This window comes from Saccharopolyspora ipomoeae, from assembly GCF_029952525.1.
GTDB classification, from domain to species: Bacteria; Actinomycetota; Actinomycetes; order Mycobacteriales; family Pseudonocardiaceae; genus Saccharopolyspora; species Saccharopolyspora ipomoeae.
Genome location: NZ_JASAOF010000003.1, coordinates 96,874 through 116,287, shown reverse-complemented (window position 1 = coordinate 116,287; position 19,414 = coordinate 96,874). Strand labels below are relative to the sequence as shown.

The following is a 19,414-nucleotide window of genomic DNA, read 5'->3' as shown; positions in this document are numbered from 1 at the left end:
GAGGCGGAGGGCGCGCCATGTCGCGGAAGCAGGAGCTCGCGCAGCTGGGCGAGGCGGCTCTGGAAACCCTGCGCGGGCCCGTGGCGACCGAGGTGCGGCGCAAGTGGGCGGGGTGGCGCGATCCGCGGGCACGGCTGATCCGGCGGCGCCGGACCGCCAAGGGGATCGCCAGCGGTAGCGCGGCCACCGCTGGCGTGTTCGGGCTCGGCGCCGTCGCCTCGTGGATGACGCCGGTCCTGGACACGATCTTCTACTGGCAGTACGCAGGGGAGACGGCGGCCGTCGGGCTCGGCGGCGTCGCCGTGGTCGGCGGTGTGGGCGCGGTCCAGGCCGGGCTGAAGTACCGGAAGCTGAAGAACACGCCGCTGCCGGAGCCCAGCGCCTCCGAGCTGCTCCCGGCACCGGGTTCGGCTGCGCGACCGCCGATGCAGCGGTTGCTGGAGGCCGAGCGGACGTTGCACTCCGCGCTGGCCGAGCTGACCTCGGCCGGTGCGGGGGCGTCGGCGGCGGAGGCGCGGGCGACGGCCGACACAGCGGCCGGGGAGCTGCGCCGGGGCGCGCAGCGGCTGGTCGCGGTGGAGTCGGCGATGCGCTACGCGCCGCCGGCCGAGCAGCGGGATCTGAAGGCCGACGTCGACCGGCTGCGGGCCGAGCTGGACGAGGGCGTGGCGAGCTACGGCGGAGTGGTCGCCGCGGCGGGCAAGGCGGTCGCGGCGAGCGGTGCGGGCGAGCAGCGGCACCAGCTGCAGGACGCCACCGACCGGTTGGCGGGTCTGGCCGCCGGGATGCGCGAGGTCTTCGGCGAAGCGGACGGGTCCGCTCAGCACTGATTTTCACGACGCGCTGCAGGCGGGTCACTAGCGGTAGTCGATATTTTCAAGGTCGACGGACCGGGTGACTTGCTTGCGCGATGCGGAATAGTAATCTTTCCCCAGTCATCACATGCCGTGACAGTGAATCCGCCTGATCGGGTGGCTCGGGGAGGCCAGTGTGGCGTTGTGGGCCGTGCACGGCAACGGTCGACGACTGCTGCGCGATTCCGTCGTGTCCTCCGAGGAGAGGCTGAGCTGGCCGCTCACGATCGGCTTCGGCGTGCAGCACCTGCTCGCGATGTTCGGCACGACGACGCTGGTGCCGCTGCTGACCGGCTTCCCGGTCGCCACCACGCTCCTGCTCTCCGGCATCGGAACCCTGCTCTTCCTGATGATCACCCGCAACCGCGTGCCCAGCTACCTGGGCTCGTCGGTGGCGTTCGTGGTGCCGATGAGCGCGGCGGTCAGCGAGGTCGGCGCCGGTCCGGCGGCGTTGCTCGGCGGGATCATGGTGGTCGGCCTGGTGGTGCTGGCGTTCGGGGTGGCTGTCAAGGCGCTGGGCGTGCGGTTGATGGAGACCGCGATGCCGCCGGTGGTGACGGGCGCGATCGTGCTCATGATCGGGTTGAGCCTCGCCCCGCAGTCGGTGGCGTCGTTCGACCAGCAGCGGGTGCCGGCCGCGCTGACCCTGGGCACGGTGGTGCTGCTGACCGTCATCAGCCGCGGCATGGCGGGACGGGTGTCGGTGCTCATCGGGGTCCTGGTGGGCTGGACCTACGCGGCGATGATGGGCCAGCTGGTGCCGGAGCGGGTCGCCGAGCTGGCGGCGGCGCCGTGGATCGGGTTCCCGGAGCTGATCACGCCGCAGATACACGTCTCGGTGGTGCCGTTCGTGCTGCCGCTGGCGATAGTGCTGGTCGCCGAGCACGTCGCGCACCTCAAGGCCACCGCCGCGGTGTCCGGCCGCGATCTCGACCCCTACGTCGGGGACGCGCTGATCGGCGGCGGGCTGGCCACGATGCTGTCGGGCTCGGCGGGCGGTTCGGCGGTGAGCAGCTACGCGGCGAACATCGGCGTGATGGCCGCGACCCGCGTCTACTCCACGGCGTCCTGCCTGGTGGCGGCGGTGGCGGCGATCGTGCTGTCGTTCTCGCCGAAGCTCGCCGCGCTGATCAACACGGTGCCGCTGGGCGTGCTCGGCGGCGCGACCCTGGTGCTGTTCGGGATGCTGGCGCTGGTCGGGGTCCGCATCTGGCTGGACGCCCGCGTCGACTTCGCCGATCCGGTCAACCTCGCGGTCCTCGGCACGGCCGTCATCGCCGGCGTCGGCGACCTCACGCTCTCGGTCGGTGACCTCCGGATCACCGGGCTGGTCTGGGGCTCGATCGGCATCGTCATCGTCTACCCCCTCCTGCGGAACCTCGCCGACCTCCGCAACCTCCCCTGACCCGGTCTTCCGTCCCGCGCCGTCGCTTCTGCCTCGGTGGGCGGGTTCGTCACCAGGGGACGGTTTTTCCTCGAATCACCCATGATCAATGTCCCTTTTGTCCGGTCAATTCGAGGAAAAACCGTCCCCTGCCGAGCGGTGCGAAACCGGCGAGGTCAGGGCTGGCAGCGGGGGCAGTGGTAGGTGGTGCGGGAGTCCGGGGGAGTGCCCTGGGTGCCTCGGCGGACCGGACCCCCGCATCGGAGGCAGGACTTCCGGCCGTAGACCCAGTGCTGGTCGCCGCGGCGGAGGCTCTTGGTCGTGGTCTGCTCGGGGTGCCAGGCGTTGCGCAGCAGGAGCTCGTGGCTGAGGCGGACCGCCTCGCGCGCGTCGACCTCGGCGACCGGTGTCCAGGGGGAGCGGCCGAGCAGGAAGCACACCTCGGTCTTGTAGAGGTTGCCGACCCCGGCCATGATCCGCTGGTCCATCAGCGCCAGTCCGATCTCGCGTCCGGGGTCGGCGGTGAGCCCGCGAACCGCCTCGGCCTCCGAGTCCGGGCCCCAGTCCGGCGAGAGCAGGTCCGGGCCGAGGTGGCCGACGAGCTCCGACTCCCGCGAGGTGGGGATCCAGCGCAGGTCGTGCAGCGCGAATCCGACCGCGACCTGCTCCGCCGTCGCCAGCACCGCGCGGGCCTGGTGCCCGGGACGCCGCCACCGCGCGCCGGGGGCGTAGAGGTGCCAGGAGCCGTCCATGCGCAGGTGGTGGTGCAGCGTGCGGCCGTGCTCGAAGCGCATCAGCAGGTGCTTGCCCGCCGGGCGGACCTCGCTCACCACCCGGCCCGCGAGGTCCACGGTGGACAGACGGGGGTGCCGGAGCTCGCCGCGGACCAGATCCCGGCCCGCCAGCGCCTCGTTCAGCCGGTGGCAGGTGAGGAAGACCGTGTCGCCCTCGGGCACCGGGTCACTCGGCTTCCTCGACGAGGTCCTCGTCGTCCTCCGGATCCGGGCGGCGGAGCCGTCCCGCGCGCAGCGTGCGGGCGAGGATCAGGTTGAACGCCAGCGCCACCTCGCGGGCGCCCGGGGTGCCCCACTGGTGGATCGGCATGCACGCGCCCTGGGCCTGCTGCACCGCGAGCCGGTCCGGCAGCGCCACCGGCATCACCAGCGGGCCGAAGATGTCGCGCAGCTCGTCGATGCGGTACTGGTGCTCGTGCGAGCGCGGCCGCACCCGGTTGACGATCACGCCCAGCGGCTGCAGGTCCGGGTTGTTGCTGCGCTCGGCCTGCACGGCCTCGAAGGCGCGCTGCACGCCGGAGACCGCGAAGATCGTCGGCTCGGTCACCAGCAGCGCCCGGTCCGCCGCGACCAGCGCCGAGCGGGTCAGCCTGCCCAGCGACGGCGGGCAGTCCAGCAGCACCAGCTGGTAGGGGAGTTCGCCCTCGGCGATCAGATCGTCCAGTTCGGACAGCGCCTCGTCGAGCCGGGACAGGTGGCCGCCGTCGGGCTGGTGCCCGTTGAGGTTCTCGGCGTCCTCGGAGCCGACGAGCACGTCGACCTCCTCGCCCCAGGCGCTCCCGGTGACCGCCGCGCGCACCACCTCGGGGCGGGGGTCGGCGAGGACGTCGCTCAGACCCTTCGCCGTCTTCTCCGGTTCCAGGGCGGCGGTCGCGTTGCACTGCGGGTCGAGGTCGACCACCAGCGTCCGGACGCCGCGCCGCATGGCCGCCGAGGCGAGCCCGAGCACCACGGTCGTCTTGCCCACGCCACCCTTGAGACTCAGCACCGCAACCGTCTGCACGCACGTAGCCTACGGAACCTGCTTCCCCCGCAGCAGTGCTGTCCGAGATTTCCCCGCATCACCTCCGTCACCTGGTTCCCGCCGTCAAGAACCCCGGTTTTCACCGGGCTGAGAACTGCGGGTTATCGACCCGACGAAAACCGGGTTCTCGACGCGGGGATCCGTGCGCGTGTCGGGACCCGTCGGTGCGAGGGGCGGGTGCGGCGGCATTACGCTTTGGGGCATGAGATCGGACGCCGTCCACCAGGTGCTGGAAACCGAGATCGCCCGCGCGGCGGAGCGGCTGGGTCGCCGCCCGCGCGTGCTCGACGTCGGCGGTGGCAGCGGGGTGTGGGCGGTGCCGCTGGCCGAGGCCGGGTGCGCGGTGACCGTGATCGACCCCAGCCCGAACGCGTTGGCGACGTTGCAGCGCCGCGCCGAGGACGCCGGAGTCGCCGACCGCGTGACGCCGCTGCAGGGCGACACCGAGGCGCTGGCGGCGCTCAGCCCCGATGGCGGCGCGGACCTCGTGCTGGCCCACGGCCTGCTGGAGGTCGTCGACGACGTCGAGGCCGCGATCGCCGCGCTGGCCGCCTCCACCGCTCCCGGCGGGGCCGTCTCCGTGCTGGTCGCCAACCGCTACGCGGCGGTGCTGGCCCGCGCGCTGGCCGGCCGGGTGAGCGAGGCGCTGCGGCTGCTCAACGACGCCGACGGCGTGCTCGACGCCGGGTCCGAGACCCTGCAGCGCCGGTTCGACTCCGACGGCCTGCAGCACACCCTGGCCGCCGGTGGCTTCACCGTCGAGGTCATCCAGGGCCAGGGCGCGCTCAGCGACCTCGTGCCCGGCTCGGTCACCGACGACAACCCGCGCACCGCCGACGCGGTCGCGGAGCTGGAGCAGGCCGCGGCCACCCGCTCACCGCTGCGTGACATCGCCACCCGCCTCCACGCGATCGCCCGCAAGCCCGCCTGAGGCCCTGCGGACCGGGTGGTTTCGGAAATTCCGCCGATCGGCCGCAGGTGTGACAAATTGATCACGGACGGCGACTACCCAGGGTGGGGCGGTTGATTACCGCTGGTCGTTGACACCGTGCGCGAAGTCGATCACAGCCCCGATCCGATGACGTCCGCGATGTCGCCGGTTTCCGGTGGCCGGACCGGGTAGTCGTCGCGTCGCCGGAACCGTATCCTCGATGGTGACGCCCCCAAGCGTTCGCCGGTCGGCAAGCCCGGCGCCACCGATTACCTGTGCCGGAGGAGGAGTCATGCCACTCTCCGAGCACGAGCAGCGACAGCTCGAGCAGATCGAGCGCGCGCTCTACGCCGAGGACCCCAAATTCGCCTCCACCGTGCGCGGAGGACGGCTTCAACGCCCATCTCGACGTCGGCGGCTGCAGGGCATCGCCGTCTTCGTGCTGGGTCTTGCTCTGCTGGTCGTCGGCGCGGTGATCCCCGCCCTGCGACCGGCGGAAATCCCGGTGCTGAGCGTGGTCGGCTTCCTCGTGATGTTCGGCGGAGCCGTGATCGTCCTGTCCGCGTTGCGCGGTGGTGGCGATGAGGCCGAGGCCGAGGACAACGGCGGCGGAGGCGAGAAGCCCAAGCGCGGCGGCTCCGGTCGCTCCTCCGCGCGAGGTTCCCTCGCCCAGCGCATGGAAGAGCGCTTCCGCAAGCGCTTCGACCAGTAGAACCGCACTTCTACGAGATCGCCGCCGGGCCCGCGAGGACCCGGCGGCGATCTTCATGCGCGCGGAACCTCAGCGGTGCTCACCGGGCGGGGCTCACCGGGCGGGGGTGCATCACCCGAGGCTGATCAGCTGCGCCACGGCGGCAGCGCGGACCGCGGGAACAGGCGGGACCGCAGGTCCAGCGGCGCGCTCTCCCGCAGGCTCGCCGTGATCGTCTTGACCGTCTCCGCGAGCGTGCCGTCGGGCTGCGAGGCCGGGGCGTACCACTCCCGCTCCACGGCCGCGACCAGGTTCTTCACCGCGTCCGCGCCGGTGGCGTCGAGCTCGTGGTCGGCCACCAGCCGGTCCGCGAGCTGCCGCGCCGTGTCCGTCGGGCGCGGCCGGTCGCCCCGGTCCCGGAACTCGTCGAGCACCTCCCGCCACGCCGTGCTCGCCGCGCCCTCGCGGCCCTCGGTGATCGCCTGCAGCCGCTGGCCGCGCCGGATCTCCCGGACCGCCAGCGGCGTCGCCGCGCCCGCGCACGCCAGCAGCACCACCAGCACCAGCAGCGTCACCGACCAGCCGCGATCCGCGGGCTCGCGGCGCTGCTCCGGCACGTCGCGGACGTCGGGCTGGTCGGCGGGCACCCCGGCCGCCGGCGGAACCGGCGCACCCGGCTGCGGCGCCGGAAGCGGCTGACCGGGCACCGGCGCCGCAGCCTGCGGCGGGTGCAGCGCGGTGTCCAGGAACTGCGGCAGGGCCGTGCGCCCGTCGCTCAGCGGCGTCGGGTCGAACGTCTGCCAGCCCCAGCCCGGGAAGTAGGCCTCCACCCACGCGTGCGCGTCCTCGGTGGTGATCACCTGCTCGGTGCCGTCCTGGTACCCGGCGGTGAAACCGACCGCCACCCGCGACGGGATGCCCACCGAGCGCAGCAGCACCGCCATCGACGACGCGTACTGCTCGCAGAACCCGCGCTTGCCCCGGAACAGGAAGTCGCTCAGCGCGTCCTGCCCGGTCGAGGGCGCGGTGGACAGGTCGTAGCGGAACCCGTTGGCCGGATCGGTGAAGTACCGGTTGACCGCCACCGCCTTGTCGAACTCGGTCGGCGCGTCCGCCGTCAGCTGCTGCGCCAGCTGCGCGACCTGCGGCGAGATGCCGGATGCGTCGACGTAGGCGGGGTCGATCGGCATCGGCCCGCGCGCGCGGCGCAGCTCGTCCGGTGAGGGATCCGGGACGATCACCTGCTGGGTGTAGGGCCGGGTCTCCTGGTTGGTCTGGGTGAACACGATCCCGGCGGCCGGGTCGTAGCGCCAGTGCCGGCCCATGCCCGTCACCGAGACCGGGGTTCCGAACACCGGCAGCCACGGGTCCCGGTAGCCGATCGGCTGGACCTCGATTCGTTCGGGCCTGCCGCGCCCGATCGTCGTGCCCTCCGGCAGCGGCAGCGGGGCACCGGCGTCCACGCCTTGCGTGAGGCCGTCGAGCTGCCACCCGGTGCGCGGGTCGAACTTGCGCAGCGTCATCGCCCGCAGGTAGCTGTCCTGCTGCAGGCCCCGGACCCGGAAGAGCTCCACCACCCGGTCCCGGTTGAGCTGCCCGCGCAGCGAGGTGAACGGCTGCAGACCGATGCCGTCGGTGCCGCCGAACTCCTCCGGAACCGACCCCGGCAGCCGCCCCTCGGTGCCGACCCCGGTGAACACCGACCCGGCCAGCACCGCGATCACCCCGGCGGTGCCCGCGACGACCGCCGTGGTCCGCCCGAACAGCGCGTAGGCCACCCGGTCCGGTTCCTCGTAGCGCCGCCACCTGCGGTGATGACCACCGGCGGCGAGCAGCAGCGCGTAGCCCGCGCCGCCCAGCGCGAACGACCACCAGGGCAGCATCCTGTCGGCCAGCGACGCCGGGATCGCGAACACGCACAGCAGCACCAGCCCGGTCACCGCGGGCGTCCCGATGCTCACCGCGATCAGGTCCACCAGCAGCGCCACCACGCCCAGGCCCAGGCACACCAGCGCCTGCAGCGGCGGATCGGCGGGGACCGGGGGCACACCGGTGCGGATCAGCTCACCCGTCCCGCCCAGCAGCCGGGACAGCTCGACGAACGCGGCCGGACCGGGCAGCACGCCCAGCACCGCGCTCGACCCGGCGAACAGCACCGTCTGGGTGATCAGCAGCGACGCCAGCTGAGCGGCGACCGCGCCGACGGTCGGCCAGCCCAGATGCCTGCCCAGCGCGCCCGCGCCCACCACGATCAGCACGGTGACCAGCGCCGGAGGCAACCAGCGCGCGTCGGCCAGCACCCCGGCGAACGACGCCGAGGCGCACAGCACCGCCACCGCGGCGGCCGCCGCGGCCACCAGCGAGGTGTCGAGGGAACCGGTCTTGTCCGCGCTCACGCCATCAGTCCCGTGCCGTCCGTGGTCGAGGTGCTCTCCACCGACCTGGTCTGCCCGCACAGATCCCGCCACACCTCGGAGATCGGGGTCGAGGGCCCGTCGGCCACCACGACGGTCCACCCCGCGGCGCGCAGCGTGCGCGCCGCGTCCTCGACGTCCACGCCGACGCCGTCGCCGTTCCACGAGCGGACCTGCAGCAGCACCGCGAGGCTGCGGGTCTCCTGCGGGCGGAGCTTGGTCAGCTCGGCCACGCCCGCCGTGGTGACCTCGCCGAGGACGGCGATGAGCTCGTGCCCGTCACCCGGGTCGCGGCTGCACTGCAGGTCGCGCTGCGGGGAGGGGCGCACGGCGGCCAGCGAGTCGAGCAGCACCTCGTCGCGGGCGCCGCCGTCACCGCCGATGTCGCGGGTGAGCGGCTGCCCGTCCTCGGTGACCAGCCGGACCTGCTGGCCGTGCTGGGCCAGTTGCAGGCAGATGCTGGCGACCGCGGAGATCGCCCACTCGACGCTGTTGTTCGGGCCGTTGCCGCGGTGCGCGGCCGAGCGGCGGTCCAGCAGCACCGTGACGCCGCCGTGCCAGGGGCGCTCCTCCACCCGCACCATCAGCTCGTCGCGCCGCGCGGTGGACTTCCAGTGCACCCGGCGGATGTCGTCGCCCTGCCGGTACTGGCGGACCATCGCGTCGTCCTCGCCGTGCCCGGCGCGCAACCGCGCGGTGCCGTCCTCGCCGGTGCCCAGCCCGGAACCGGCGGGCAGCCCGGACAGCTCGACGACCTGCGGGGTGGCCACCAGCCGGGAGCGCCCGGCCAGCTCGCGCTCGAACTGGGCGAGCCCGAACGGGTCGACGATCCAGGTGCGCAGCGGTCCGATGTGGTGGATGCCGCGCAGCGACGGGGTCACCGGGTAGGTCACCACCTGGCCGCCGTGGCGCGGCACGACGGGTAGCCGGAAGCGGGGGCGGTCGCCGAGCGCGTGCGGGGTGCCGTCCTCCAGCACCAGCCCGTCGGCGGGCAGCCTGCCGCTGCCGCTGATGTGCAGGTCCACGTCGGCGCGCGACCCGACCGGAACGCGCGGCGGGTCGATCACCCGGCGCGCGGCGACGCCGAACCGGACCTGGCCGGACAGCAGCAGCGACAGCAGCGGCAACGCGATCACGAAGGCCGAGACCCGCAGCAGGTCCCGCTCGTCGAGGACCAGCGCGCAGATCCCGGCTGCCACGCCCGCGGCCAGCAGGCAGCGGCCGCGGATGGTCAGCCCGGACAGCATGTCAGCCTCGTTCGTCGTGGGTGTCGCCGCGCGGCACCGGGATGCGCTCCAGCAGCTGCCGCACCAGGTCGGTCGCCGAGCGGCGGGCGGCGCGGGCCTCGCTGGTCAGCACCAGCCGGTGCGCCAGCACCGGGATCGACACGGCTTGCAGGTCGTCGGGGACGACGAAGTCGCGGCCGGCGAGCGCGGCCTGGGCGCGGGCGGCGCGCAGCAGCTGCAGGGTCGAGCGCGGGGAGGCGCCCAGCCGCAGCTCGGCGAGCTCGCGGGTCGCGGTGACCAGGTCGATCGCGTAGCGGCGGATGTCGGTGGAGGTGTGCACGGCGGCGACGATGCGCAGCAGCTCCTGCACCTCGGTGCTGTCGGCGACCGGCCGCAGCTGGCCGAGCGGGTCGTGCCCGGTGTGCTCGTCGACCATCGCCAGCTCGGCCTTGCGGTCGGGGTAGCCGATGGAGACCCGCGCGGTGAAGCGGTCGCGCTGGGCCTCGGGCAGGGCGTAGGTGCCCTCCATCTCGACCGGGTTCTGGGTGGCGATGACCATGAACGGCGCGCCGAGCTCGTAGGTGTCGCCGTCGACGGTGACCTGCTGCTCCTCCATGCACTCCAGCAGCGCGGACTGGGTCTTCGGCGAGGCGCGGTTGATCTCGTCGCCCACCACGACGTTGGCGAACACCGGTCCGGGCCGGAACTCGAAGTTCTCGGTCTGCCGGTTGTAGATGGACACGCCGGTGATGTCGCTGGGCAGCAGGTCCGGGGTGAACTGGATGCGGCTGACGGTGCAGTCGATCGAGCGGGCGAGGGCCTTGGCCAGCGAGGTCTTGCCGACCCCGGGCACGTCCTCGACCAGCAGGTGGCCCTCGGCGAGCAGGGTGACCAGCGCGATCCGGACCACCTCGGGCTTGCCGACGAGGACCTGCTCGACGTTGGCGGCGATGCGCTGGATGGTGCCGTGCACGCGGTCGATGCCGGGCGCGGCCGGGGCTGACGCGCCGGTCGTCGGACCGGCGGTACCGGTCAGCTGGGTTTTCGGCGTCACGCCACCTCCTGGATTTCGCCCTCCCGGTCGTGTCGGGCCCGCGGACCGGGGATGCCGGGAGGGACACCCGGACCGGGCCGGCGGAGCCGGGGCCGCGCTGCCCCACTTCACCCCACCACGGGAGTCCGGTCGCTGCCGGGCCCCGAACGGACTGAGCATAACCGGCCGCCCGCCCAGTTGATCTACACGCGTTCTGACCGGCGGTTTTCGCCAGATCCCCGCTCATCGTGGCTGGTGCGCCGGTGGTGGTGCGTGGTGGGGTGGGGGCGACGCGGCGCCCCCGTTTTCCCCCACTTCGCCCCCACGGCGCACTACCTGCGGAAACGTCTCCGACCACGCCGGGGTGAGAGGGGCGTTTCGTGTTGACGGTGGAGCGAAGTGGGGTACTGTGGGGCGCGGTGGGGCAAAAGGGGGTCCTGCTGCCTTCGTCGGCAGTTGGTTCCGCGTCGATCCGGCGCGTGGAGCAGTCGTCGGCTGAGGGGATCCGGGCCGGGGGAGGTGGACCGGGATGTTTCTCGGCACCCATCACCCCAAGCTCGACGACAAGGGGCGCTTGACGCTGCCGGCGAAGTTCCGGGACGCACTGGCGGGGGGTCTGATGGTCACCAAGGGACAGGACCACTGCCTCTACGTCTTCCCGCGCGACGAGTTCGAGCAGATGGCGCGCAAGGTCGCCGAGGCTCCGTTCACCAACGAGGCGGTGCGCGCCTACCAGCGGTACCTGTTCGCCGGAACCGACGAGCAGCGTCCCGACGGGCAGGGGCGGATCTCCATCGCACCGGAGCTGCGGCGCTACGCGGAACTGAACAAGGAATGCGTGGTCATCGGCGCGATCACCCGCCTGGAGATCTGGCAGGCGGACAGGTGGCAGACCTACCTCGACGAGCACGAGGAGGGCTACGCCCAGGCGCAGGAGGAGGTGCTGCCCGGCGTGTTCTAGGCGTGACGGTCGGGTTTCGTGAGGCCTCGGTCCGCTCGGCTTCCGTCTCCTGGTGCATCTTCCCCGGCACCAGGAAGCGACGGGCGGGCGGGGACCTGACGGGATCCGGCGCCGGAGGGGGATCTACGCAACGACGGTCGGTGCGCACTGACGGGTGCGCGCCGATCGCTGGTTCTGAGCAAGAACGGCACGCGGGAGGGAGGGACCGCAGTGGCCGACGAGCCGCATGAGACGGGCGGTTCCGCCCGCGACAAGCACGTGCCGGTGCTGCTGGAGCGCACGCTGGAGCTGCTGGCGCCCGCGCTGTCCCGGGACGGGGCGGTGGTCGTCGACGCCACGCTCGGCATGGGCGGGCACTCCGAGGCGATGCTGGCCGCGCACCCCGGGCTGCGCCTGATCGGGCTCGACCGGGACCCGGACGCGCTGCGCCTGGCCGGTGAGCGGCTCGCGCCGTACGCCGACCGGATCGACCTGGTGCACGCGGTCTACGACGAGTGGGACCGGGTGCTCGACGAGCTCGGGCTGTCCGCCGTGGACGCCGCGCTGTTCGACCTGGGCGTGTCCTCGCTGCAGCTGGACGAGGCCGAACGCGGTTTCGCCTACGCGCAGGACGCGCCGCTGGACATGCGGATGGACTCGGGGGCGCTGCGCACCGCGGCCGACATCCTCAACACCTACCCGCACGAGGACCTCGCGCGGATCCTGCGGGTCTACGGCGAGGAGAGGTTCGCGGGCAAGATCGCCTCGGCGATCGTCCGCGAGCGCGACAAGGAACCCTTCAGCACCAGCGCGCGGCTGGTCGAACTGCTCTACAGCGCGGTCCCGGCCGCCAGCCGGCGCACCGGCGGCCACCCGGCGAAGCGGACGTTCCAGGCGCTGCGCATCGAGGTCAACGCCGAGCTCGACGTGCTGGAGCGGGCGCTGCCCGCGGCGCTGGACTCGCTGGCCCCGGGCGGCCGGATCGCGGTCATGTCCTACCACTCGCTGGAGGACAAGATCACCAAGCGGGAGCTCGCCGATCGCGTGAAGTCCCGCACCCCGGTCGACCTGCCGGTCGAACTCCCCGGGCACGGGCCGGAGTTCCGGCTGCTCACCCGGGGTGCCGAGCAGGCCGGTGCCGACGAGATCGAAACCAACCCCAGGGCGGCTTCGGTGCGGCTTCGCGCCGCCGAGCGGATCCGCGGGGGCAACGGCGAGGAGGCGACATGACTGCACCTGCACGTGCCAACGCGGCGTCACGAACCGAGGCCGCCGAGGCCCAGACCGCGGAGAAGACCCGCACCCAGGAGAAGACGGGCACCCACGAGAAGACGGGCACCCACGAGAAGACGAGTGCCCCGCCCTCGGGGCTGAAGCCGTCGCCGAAGAAGTCCGACAAGCGACGCACCCGCTCGGCCGCCGCCGAGCGCGCCTACGCGCGGCGCGAGGAGCGGCGCGACCAGTCGGCCCGCCGCCCGCGCCAGATCCGGCAGGGCGCCGACGAGCGGCGCCCCGTCGCGGCGATGCCGCGCGCCAAGCAGCTGGTGCACGAGCGCGTCTCGACGCTGGCCCGGTTGCCGCTGGTCGTGGTCGTGATGGTGGTGCTGGCCACCGGTCTGGCCGCGACCCTGTGGCTGTCGATCTCGGCGGTCTCCGGCAGCTACCGGCTGCAGGAGGGCGAAGCCCGGCTCAACGCGCTCAACGAGCACAAGGAGCAGCTGCAGCGCGACGTGAGCACGATGGGTTCGACGCCGGAGATCCAGCGGCGCGCGGAGCAGGAGCTGGGCATGGTCAAGGCCCCGGCCCCCGCGCACCTGGTGCCGCAGCCGGACGGTTCGGTCGTGGTCGTGGGTGAGCCGGAGAAGGCCGTCGCCCCGCCGCCGCCCGCGCCGCCGGCGCCCCCGGTCGTGCCGGTTCAGCCCGCGCCGGGCCAGCCCGTCCCAGGTCAGGCGGGCGCGCCCGCCGCGCCCGCCCAGCCGACCGCGCCCGCGCAACCGACCGCTCCCGCTCCGCAGCAGGACCCGGCCGCGGCGCAGGCGATGGGGCGCTGATGCCGCGCAGGCCCCAAGCACGAGGTCGCACCGCCCGCACCAACGTCGCCGGGAGCAACCGGCGGTTGTTGGTCGGGCGGTTGCTCATGGTCATCGCGTTGCTGGTGACCGGCGCCAAGCTGGTCCAGGTCCAGGGCGTGGAGGCCGGTGCGCTGTCCAGCCAGGCCGAGAAGCAGCGGATCACCAAGGACGCGATCCCCGCCGACCGCGGGTCCATCGTGGACCGCAACACCAACGTGCTCGCCTTCTCCAGCGAAGCGCGCCAGCTCTACGCGAACCCGCGCCAGCTCACCAAGGCCTTCGACGAACAGCACGCCAAGGACCCGAGCAAGCCGACGTCGGCGCAGTACAAGCAGGAGATCGCCCGGTTCATCGCCAAGACGCTGCCCGGGCAGATCACCGAGCAGGAAGTGCTCGACGCGCTGTTCAAGGACGCCGGGTTCACGTACTTCGGCCCGGAGATCGACCCCAGCAAGGCCAACCAGATCACCGAGAAGTACCCGCACATCGGTGCCGAGTACCGCGCGACCCGCGAGTACCCGGCGGGCAACCTGGCGGCCAACGTCATAGGGGCCGCGAACTGGCGGATGGACGAGCGCAAGGTCCAGGGCCAGATCGGCCTGGAGGCCGCGATGGACGACGTCCTCGGCGGCCGCAACGGGACCAAGGTCTCCGACACCGCGATGGGCTCCAGCCTGGTCATCCCGGGCACCGAGCGGGAGCTGGAACCGGCCACGCCGGGTTCCGACGTGCAGCTGACGCTGGACTCGGACCTGCAGTACATGGTGCAGCGGGAGGTGTCGGACTACGCCGCGCGGGCGGGCGCGAAGAACGCCAGCGCCGTGGTCCTCGACGCCAAGACCGGTGAGGTCTACGCGCTGGCCAACGACAAGACCTTCGACCCGCGCGGGCCGTGGGTCGGCAACCTCGGCAACCCGGCGGTGACCACGCCCTACGAGCCCGGCTCGGTGAACAAGGTGATCACCGCGGCGGGAGCGATCGAGAACAACCTGGTCAAGCCGGATCAGGTGCTGCAGGTGCCGGGCAACATCAAGGTCGCCGACCGCACGGTCGGCGACGCCTGGGAGCACGGCACGATCGGGCTGACCTTCACCGGTGTGCTGGGCAAGTCGTCGAACGTGGGCACGCTGATGGTGGCCCAGCAGCTCGGCGAGCAGCGCTGGTACGACCTCGCCAAGGCGTTCGGGCTCGGCAAGCCGACCGGCATCGGGCTGCCCGGCGAGAGCGGCGGCAGCCTTCCGGCGCGGGAGAACTGGTCGGGGTCGTCGTTCGCGAACCTGCCGATCGGGCAGGGCCTGTCGATGACCGTGCTGCAGATGGCGGGCATGTACCAGGCCATCGCCAACGACGGCGTGCGGATGCCGCCGCGCATCATCGAGGCCGAGATCGGCCCGGACGGCAAGCGCGTCGAGCGCCCGCGCCCGGAGCCGGTGCGGGTGGTGAGCCCGCAGACCGCGCACACCGTCAAGGACATGCTGCGCGCGGTGGTGCAGGACGGTCCGGGCAGCCGCAACGACGGCACGGGTTCGGACGCGGCGCTGCCGGGCTACCAGGTGTCGGGCAAGACGGGCACGGCGCAGCAGATCGATCCGGCGTGCCGCTGCTACAGCCAGTCGAAGTACTGGATCACCTTCGCCGGCATGGTTCCCGCCGACAACCCGCGCTTCGTCGTGGGCCTGATGCTCGACGCGCCGTCGGGCTCCCGCGAGTCCACCTCGGCGGCACCGCTGTTCAACACCATCGCCAGCTTCCTGACCCAGCGCTACCAGATCCCGCTCTCCAAGGAGCAGTCTCCGGTGCAGATGCTCCAGGTCCAGTGACTCCGTGGGTGGGGGAAGTTTTCATGAAAACTTCCCCCACCCACGAACCTCTCTCCGTCGAAGTTTTCATGAGAACTTCGATCCCCTGAGGACCGAACGGACGGTGTCACCCCGGGTTGTGCTGGGGTTTTCCTGACGTCGCTGGTCGGGGTGGTGGTTCTGGGGTGGGGTCAGTTTTCATGAAAACTTCCCCTCTCCTGGGATTTCGGGGTGCGTGAGGGGTCCTGGGCCCGGGAGAGGGTGAGGAACAGGGCTGCGGCGGCGAAACCGCAGAGGGCCAGGAGGTGGAGGCCCGCGGTGTCGGAACCGAGGGTCGACTCGATCCAGGTCTTGGCGACCGGGGCGACGAAGCCGCCCAGGTTGCCGAGGGAGTTGATGAGGCCGATCCCGGCGGCCGCCGCGGTTCCCGTCAAGTAGGCGGCGGGGAACGTCCAGAACACCGGCTGCACGGCGATGTACCCCGCGGCCGCCACCGACAGGCCCGCGATGGCCAGGACCGGGCTGCTGAAGGTCGCCGAGGCCGCGATGCCGACCGAACCCAGCGCCACGCTCGCCGCCGCGACGAACCGCTTCTTCGGCTGGACCAGCCGGTCGGCTGCCGTGTTGACGACGATGTTGGCGATCAGCGCGACCGTCCACGGGATCGCGGTGATCAGACCGACCAGCAGCCCGACCTCGCTGCCGACGGCTTCGGACACCTGCGTCGGCAGGTAGAAGGTCATGCCGTAGACACTGCACTGGATCAGGAAGTAGATCAGGCAGAAGTACAGCACCCGCGGGTCGAGCAATCCCGAGAGGAGCCGGTGCGGGCCGGGTTTCGCCTCGGCCTCGGCGTCGAGCGCGGTTCGCAGGGCGTTGCGCTGGTCCTCGGTGAGCCACTCGGCCTGCTCGGGGGAGTCGTCGAGGTAGAACAGCGCCCACACGCCCACGACGCAGGCGATGAGGCCCTCGACGGCGAACATCCACTGCCAGCCCAGGATTCCGGCGACGCCGTCGAGCTCCAGCAGCGCGCCGGACAGCGGAGCGCCGAGCATCGAGGCCAGCGGGATGCCGAAGTAGAACAGCGCGTTGCAGCGCGCGCGGAACGCGTGCGGGACCCAGTAGGTGATGTAGAGGATCACGCCGGGGAAGAACCCGGCTTCGGCGACGCCGAGCAGGAAGCGCATCAGGTAGAACAGGAACTCGCTGTTGACCAGCGACATCGCCGCCGAGATGACGCCCCAGGTGACCATGATGCGGCACATCCACCAGCGGGCGCCGACCCGCGTCATGATCAGGTTGCTGGGCACCTCGAACAGCGCGTAGCCGATGAAGAACAGGCCCGCGCCCAAGGCGTAGGCAGCGTCGGAGATCCCGGCGTGCGCCTGGAACTCCTCCTTCGCGAAGCCGATGTTGACGCGGTCCAGGAACGCGATGACGTACATGAGGAACAGGAACGGGATCAGCCGCACCATGACTCGCCGTACCGCTGACTGCAGCGTGTCGGGTTCCACCCGGCCTCCTCGATGAGGTTCGGTATACCGAACGTTGTTCGTGATGCGGATCACGAGGGTAGGAGTGCCGATCAGCAGCGTCAATGCCCGTGTTCGAAATGGCAACCGCTGTTCGAGATCGCGGATGAACTATTGCGCGGGGCTGTTCGAACTGGTTGTGTCGGCCACATCCGCTGGAGACCACAGCACGGGAGGACGCGATGAGCACGCCGCGGCGCAGCGCCAGCTGGTTCGGGGCCCACGGGCGCGCGGGCATGACCGCCCGGTCCTGGGTGAAGAACCAGGGCTACAGCGACGAGGTGTTCGACGGGAGACCGGTCATCGGCATCGGCACGACCTGGTCCGAACTGGCCCCGTGCAACGCCCACCAGCAGCGCATCGCGGAATCCGTCAAGCGCGGCGTCTGGCAGGCGGGCGGGTTCCCGCTGGAGTTCCCGAACATGGCGCTCGGCGAGACCCTGATGCGCCCGACCACGATGCTCTACCGGAACCTGCTGGCGATGCAGGCCGAGGAGACCATCCGCGCCAACCCGCTCGACGGACTGGTGCTGCTGTCCGGCTGCGACAAGACGACGCCGGGACTGCTGATGGCGGCGTCCAGCGTCGACCTGCCCGCCGTGATGCTCACCGGCGGTCCGATGCTCAACGGCAAGTACCGGGGCACCGACATCGGCTCCGGCACCGCCGTGTGGCAGGCCGAGGCCGACCTGGTCGCCGGCAAGATCGACCAGGAGGAGTGCTACTTCATCGAGGGCTGCATGTCCCGCTCCAACGGGCACTGCATGACGATGGGCACCGCCTCGACCATGGCCTGCGTCGTCGAGGCGCTGGGCATGCAGCTGCCCTACGCCGCGTCCTGGCCGGCCGTCGACGCCCGCCGCTACGCCACCGCCCAGCAGACCGGGCAGCGGATCGTGGAGATGGTCGCCGAGGACCTCAAGCCCTCCGACGTGCTGACCCGCGAGGCGTTCCGCAACGCCATCCGCGCCAACGCCGCCATCGGCGGGTCCACCAACGCCGTGGTGCACCTGATCGCCATCGCCAAGCGGGTGGGCGTGGAGCTCACCGTCGACGACTTCGACCTCGACGGCCGCGAGGTGCCGACGCTGGTGAACCTGCAGCCCAGCGGCAAGTTCCTGATGGAGGACTTCTGCTACGCGGGCGGGCTCCCGGCCGTGCTCAAGGAGCTCGGTGACCTGGTCGACCGCGAGGCGATCACCGTCAACGGCAGGACGATGGGCGAGAACATCGCCGACGCCGAGGTGCACAACCGCGAGGTCATCACGTCCTTCGACGAACCGTTCCAGGCCGTGGGCACCGGGACCGCCGTGCTGCGCGGCTCGCTGGCGCCCGGGGGCGCGGTGATCAAGCAGTCGGCGGCCTCGCCGAGGCTGCTGGTGCACCGGGGCACGGCCCGGGTCTTCGAGGACGTCGACGAGTACTACGCGGTCTGCAAGGACGACGATCTCGACGTCGACGAGAACACGGTGCTGGTGGTGCGCAACGCCGGACCGAAGGGCTACCCGGGCATGCCCGAGGTCGCCAACGTGCCGGTGCCGAAGAAGGTGCAGGACGCCGGGTTCGACGACATCGTCCGCATCTCCGACGGGCGGATGTCCGGCACCGCCTACGGCACGGTGATCCTGCACGTCACGCCCGAGGCCGCTGCGGGCGGTCCGCTGGCCTTCGTCCGCACCGGCGACACGATCAGCATCGACGTCCCCAACCGGACGCTGGACCTGGAGATCCCCGACGAGGAGCTGGAGCGCCGCCGCTCCGAGTGGAAGGACCCGGACAACCCCTACGAGCGCGGCTGGCAGCGCCTCTACTACGACCACGTGCTGCAGGCCTCCGACGGAGCCGACCTCGACTTCCTCGTCGGCAAGTCCGGCCGCTACGTCCCCCGAGACGGCCACTGACCCACGTCCCCAGGACACGGATTACCGCCGTAATCGGTGGACGGATTACCGCCGTAATCGGGTGCCCGAGAACTGCGGTATTCCGCGTCCCGATTACTGCGGTAATCGGGAGTTCGAAGTCCGCGGCGATCGGTCGTGCCGACAACCGCAGCTTCGTCGTCTCGAAAGCTGCGGTTCTCGACCGCGGGGTCGCTGGGATGGTCAGGATCCGGCGGGGACTTGGGGGTCGCTCCAGCCGAGGTAGTTGGTGAAGTAGGAGGTGCTGTCGGCGTGGCCGAGGGCGCCGTTGATGCTGCTGGAGTGGAAGCCGCCGTTGCCGTCGGCGATGCCGACGTGGCCGTACTCGCTGATGTTCCAGTAGACGAAGGCACCTGCCGGGGGAGTGGAACCGTCGGTGTGGGCCTTGCCCGCGGCGACGGCGCCGTTCCAGTGATCGATGGCCGAGGGCCAGACGCCGGTGACGCCCCAGGCGTTCTCGGCGGCCATCTCGCACAACCCCTCGTAGTCGGTGCTGCCGGCGTTGGCCTCGAACCACTCGACGGCGCCCTGCGCGGTGCCGTCGGCGGGGGAGAAGGGCAAGACCCCGGCGGATTGGGGCGCAGCGGGCTGGACGGCCGGTGCGGGTGACGCGAGCGCCGGTGCGGCGGCGAGCGGGGCGATGATCAGAGCGGTGGCGAGCGAGGTGGCCGCCCACCGGCCGATTCGATGACTTCTCACGAAGTGCCTCCCGGAGATCGGTGAATCTCTCACGGTCCTCCGGAACGTTATAGGTCCGGAATGTCGCGAGCCAGGGGTGCGGCAGGTTCCCGCCACGCCCCC

Annotated in this window: 16 protein-coding genes; 9 read left to right on the top strand and 7 right to left on the bottom strand. The window is 71.8% G+C overall.

Annotated elements, in window-relative coordinates; all coding sequences use genetic code 11:
* The first annotated feature begins 17 nt into the window (after window positions 1-17).
* Together pspM and QFW96_RS07125 are read left to right on the top strand one after the other, a co-directional pair.
* Window positions 18-830 (top strand): phage shock envelope stress response protein PspM, encoded by an 813-nt coding sequence (gene pspM, locus QFW96_RS07130; RefSeq protein ID WP_281454752.1) that lies wholly within the window; start codon window positions 18-20, stop codon window positions 828-830.
* A 160-nt stretch (window positions 831-990) separates the two neighbouring features.
* The gene (locus QFW96_RS07125; protein ID WP_281454751.1) at window positions 991-2,259 is read left to right on the top strand and encodes a uracil-xanthine permease family protein; all 1,269 of its coding nucleotides are present in this window, start codon (window positions 991-993) and stop codon (window positions 2,257-2,259) included.
* 155 nt (window positions 2,260-2,414) lie between these two features.
* On the opposite strand, the gene QFW96_RS07120 is transcribed toward QFW96_RS07125, so the two are convergent.
* Entirely contained in the window at window positions 2,415-3,194 is a 780-nt protein-coding gene (locus QFW96_RS07120) for a DNA-formamidopyrimidine glycosylase family protein (protein ID WP_281454750.1), read from the bottom strand.
* 4 nt (window positions 3,195-3,198) lie between these two features.
* On the bottom strand, window positions 3,199-4,035 hold the full coding sequence (locus QFW96_RS07115) for a ParA family protein (protein WP_281454749.1): 837 nt from the start codon (window positions 4,033-4,035) through the stop codon (window positions 3,199-3,201).
* 223 nt (window positions 4,036-4,258) lie between these two features.
* Between QFW96_RS07115 and QFW96_RS07110 the strand changes: the two genes are divergently transcribed.
* The gene (locus tag QFW96_RS07110; RefSeq protein WP_281454748.1) at window positions 4,259-4,987 is read left to right on the top strand and encodes a class I SAM-dependent methyltransferase; all 729 of its coding nucleotides are present in this window, start codon (window positions 4,259-4,261) and stop codon (window positions 4,985-4,987) included.
* A gap of 292 nt (window positions 4,988-5,279) precedes the next feature.
* On the top strand, window positions 5,280-5,699 hold the full coding sequence (locus QFW96_RS07105) for a DUF3040 domain-containing protein (protein ID WP_281454747.1): 420 nt from the start codon (window positions 5,280-5,282) through the stop codon (window positions 5,697-5,699).
* 125 nt (window positions 5,700-5,824) lie between these two features.
* On the opposite strand, the gene QFW96_RS07100 is transcribed toward QFW96_RS07105, so the two are convergent.
* From QFW96_RS07100 to QFW96_RS07090, 3 genes are read right to left on the bottom strand one after another with little or no spacing between them, the layout of a single operon-like run.
* On the bottom strand, window positions 5,825-8,074 hold the full coding sequence (locus QFW96_RS07100) for a transglutaminase TgpA family protein (protein ID WP_281454746.1): 2,250 nt from the start codon (window positions 8,072-8,074) through the stop codon (window positions 5,825-5,827).
* Window positions 8,071-9,339 (bottom strand): DUF58 domain-containing protein, encoded by a 1,269-nt coding sequence (locus QFW96_RS07095; protein ID WP_281454745.1) that lies wholly within the window; start codon window positions 9,337-9,339, stop codon window positions 8,071-8,073. Before QFW96_RS07095 ends, QFW96_RS07100 begins: the two co-directional genes overlap by 4 nt.
* Window position 9,340: 1 nt before the next feature.
* Window positions 9,341-10,372: an AAA family ATPase gene (locus QFW96_RS07090; RefSeq protein WP_406689128.1), complete on the bottom strand. Its 1,032-nt coding sequence runs from the start codon at window positions 10,370-10,372 to the stop codon at window positions 9,341-9,343.
* A 508-nt stretch (window positions 10,373-10,880) separates the two neighbouring features.
* Between QFW96_RS07090 and mraZ the strand changes: the two genes are divergently transcribed.
* The 4 genes from mraZ (at window position 10,881) to QFW96_RS07070 (ending at window position 15,183) form a co-directional block, all read left to right on the top strand.
* Window positions 10,881-11,312, top strand: a complete 432-nt coding sequence (gene mraZ / locus QFW96_RS07085; protein WP_093413177.1) for a division/cell wall cluster transcriptional repressor MraZ — start codon at window positions 10,881-10,883, stop codon at window positions 11,310-11,312.
* A gap of 210 nt (window positions 11,313-11,522) precedes the next feature.
* The gene (gene rsmH / locus QFW96_RS07080) at window positions 11,523-12,521 is read left to right on the top strand and encodes a 16S rRNA (cytosine(1402)-N(4))-methyltransferase RsmH (protein WP_281454744.1); all 999 of its coding nucleotides are present in this window, start codon (window positions 11,523-11,525) and stop codon (window positions 12,519-12,521) included.
* The gene (gene ftsL / locus QFW96_RS07075; protein WP_281454743.1) at window positions 12,518-13,342 is read left to right on the top strand and encodes a cell division protein FtsL; all 825 of its coding nucleotides are present in this window, start codon (window positions 12,518-12,520) and stop codon (window positions 13,340-13,342) included. The genes rsmH and ftsL overlap by 4 nt, the downstream gene beginning before the upstream one ends.
* The gene (locus QFW96_RS07070; RefSeq protein WP_281454742.1) at window positions 13,342-15,183 is read left to right on the top strand and encodes a peptidoglycan D,D-transpeptidase FtsI family protein; all 1,842 of its coding nucleotides are present in this window, start codon (window positions 13,342-13,344) and stop codon (window positions 15,181-15,183) included. The genes ftsL and QFW96_RS07070 overlap by 1 nt, the downstream gene beginning before the upstream one ends.
* Before the next feature lie 170 nt (window positions 15,184-15,353).
* On the opposite strand, the gene QFW96_RS07065 is transcribed toward QFW96_RS07070, so the two are convergent.
* Entirely contained in the window at window positions 15,354-16,676 is a 1,323-nt protein-coding gene (locus QFW96_RS07065) for an MFS transporter (RefSeq protein WP_281454741.1), read from the bottom strand.
* 200 nt (window positions 16,677-16,876) lie between these two features.
* Between QFW96_RS07065 and QFW96_RS07060 the strand changes: the two genes are divergently transcribed.
* Window positions 16,877-18,595 carry an IlvD/Edd family dehydratase gene (locus QFW96_RS07060; protein ID WP_281454740.1) on the top strand — a complete coding sequence of 573 codons (1,719 nt, stop codon included), beginning with the start codon at window positions 16,877-16,879 and terminating at the stop codon, window positions 18,593-18,595.
* Between the two features lie 201 nt (window positions 18,596-18,796).
* Here QFW96_RS07060 and QFW96_RS07055 read toward each other — a convergent pair whose 3' ends face one another.
* Window positions 18,797-19,312: a CHAP domain-containing protein gene (locus QFW96_RS07055; protein ID WP_281454739.1), complete on the bottom strand. Its 516-nt coding sequence runs from the start codon at window positions 19,310-19,312 to the stop codon at window positions 18,797-18,799.
* Window positions 19,313-19,414 lie beyond the last annotated feature (102 nt).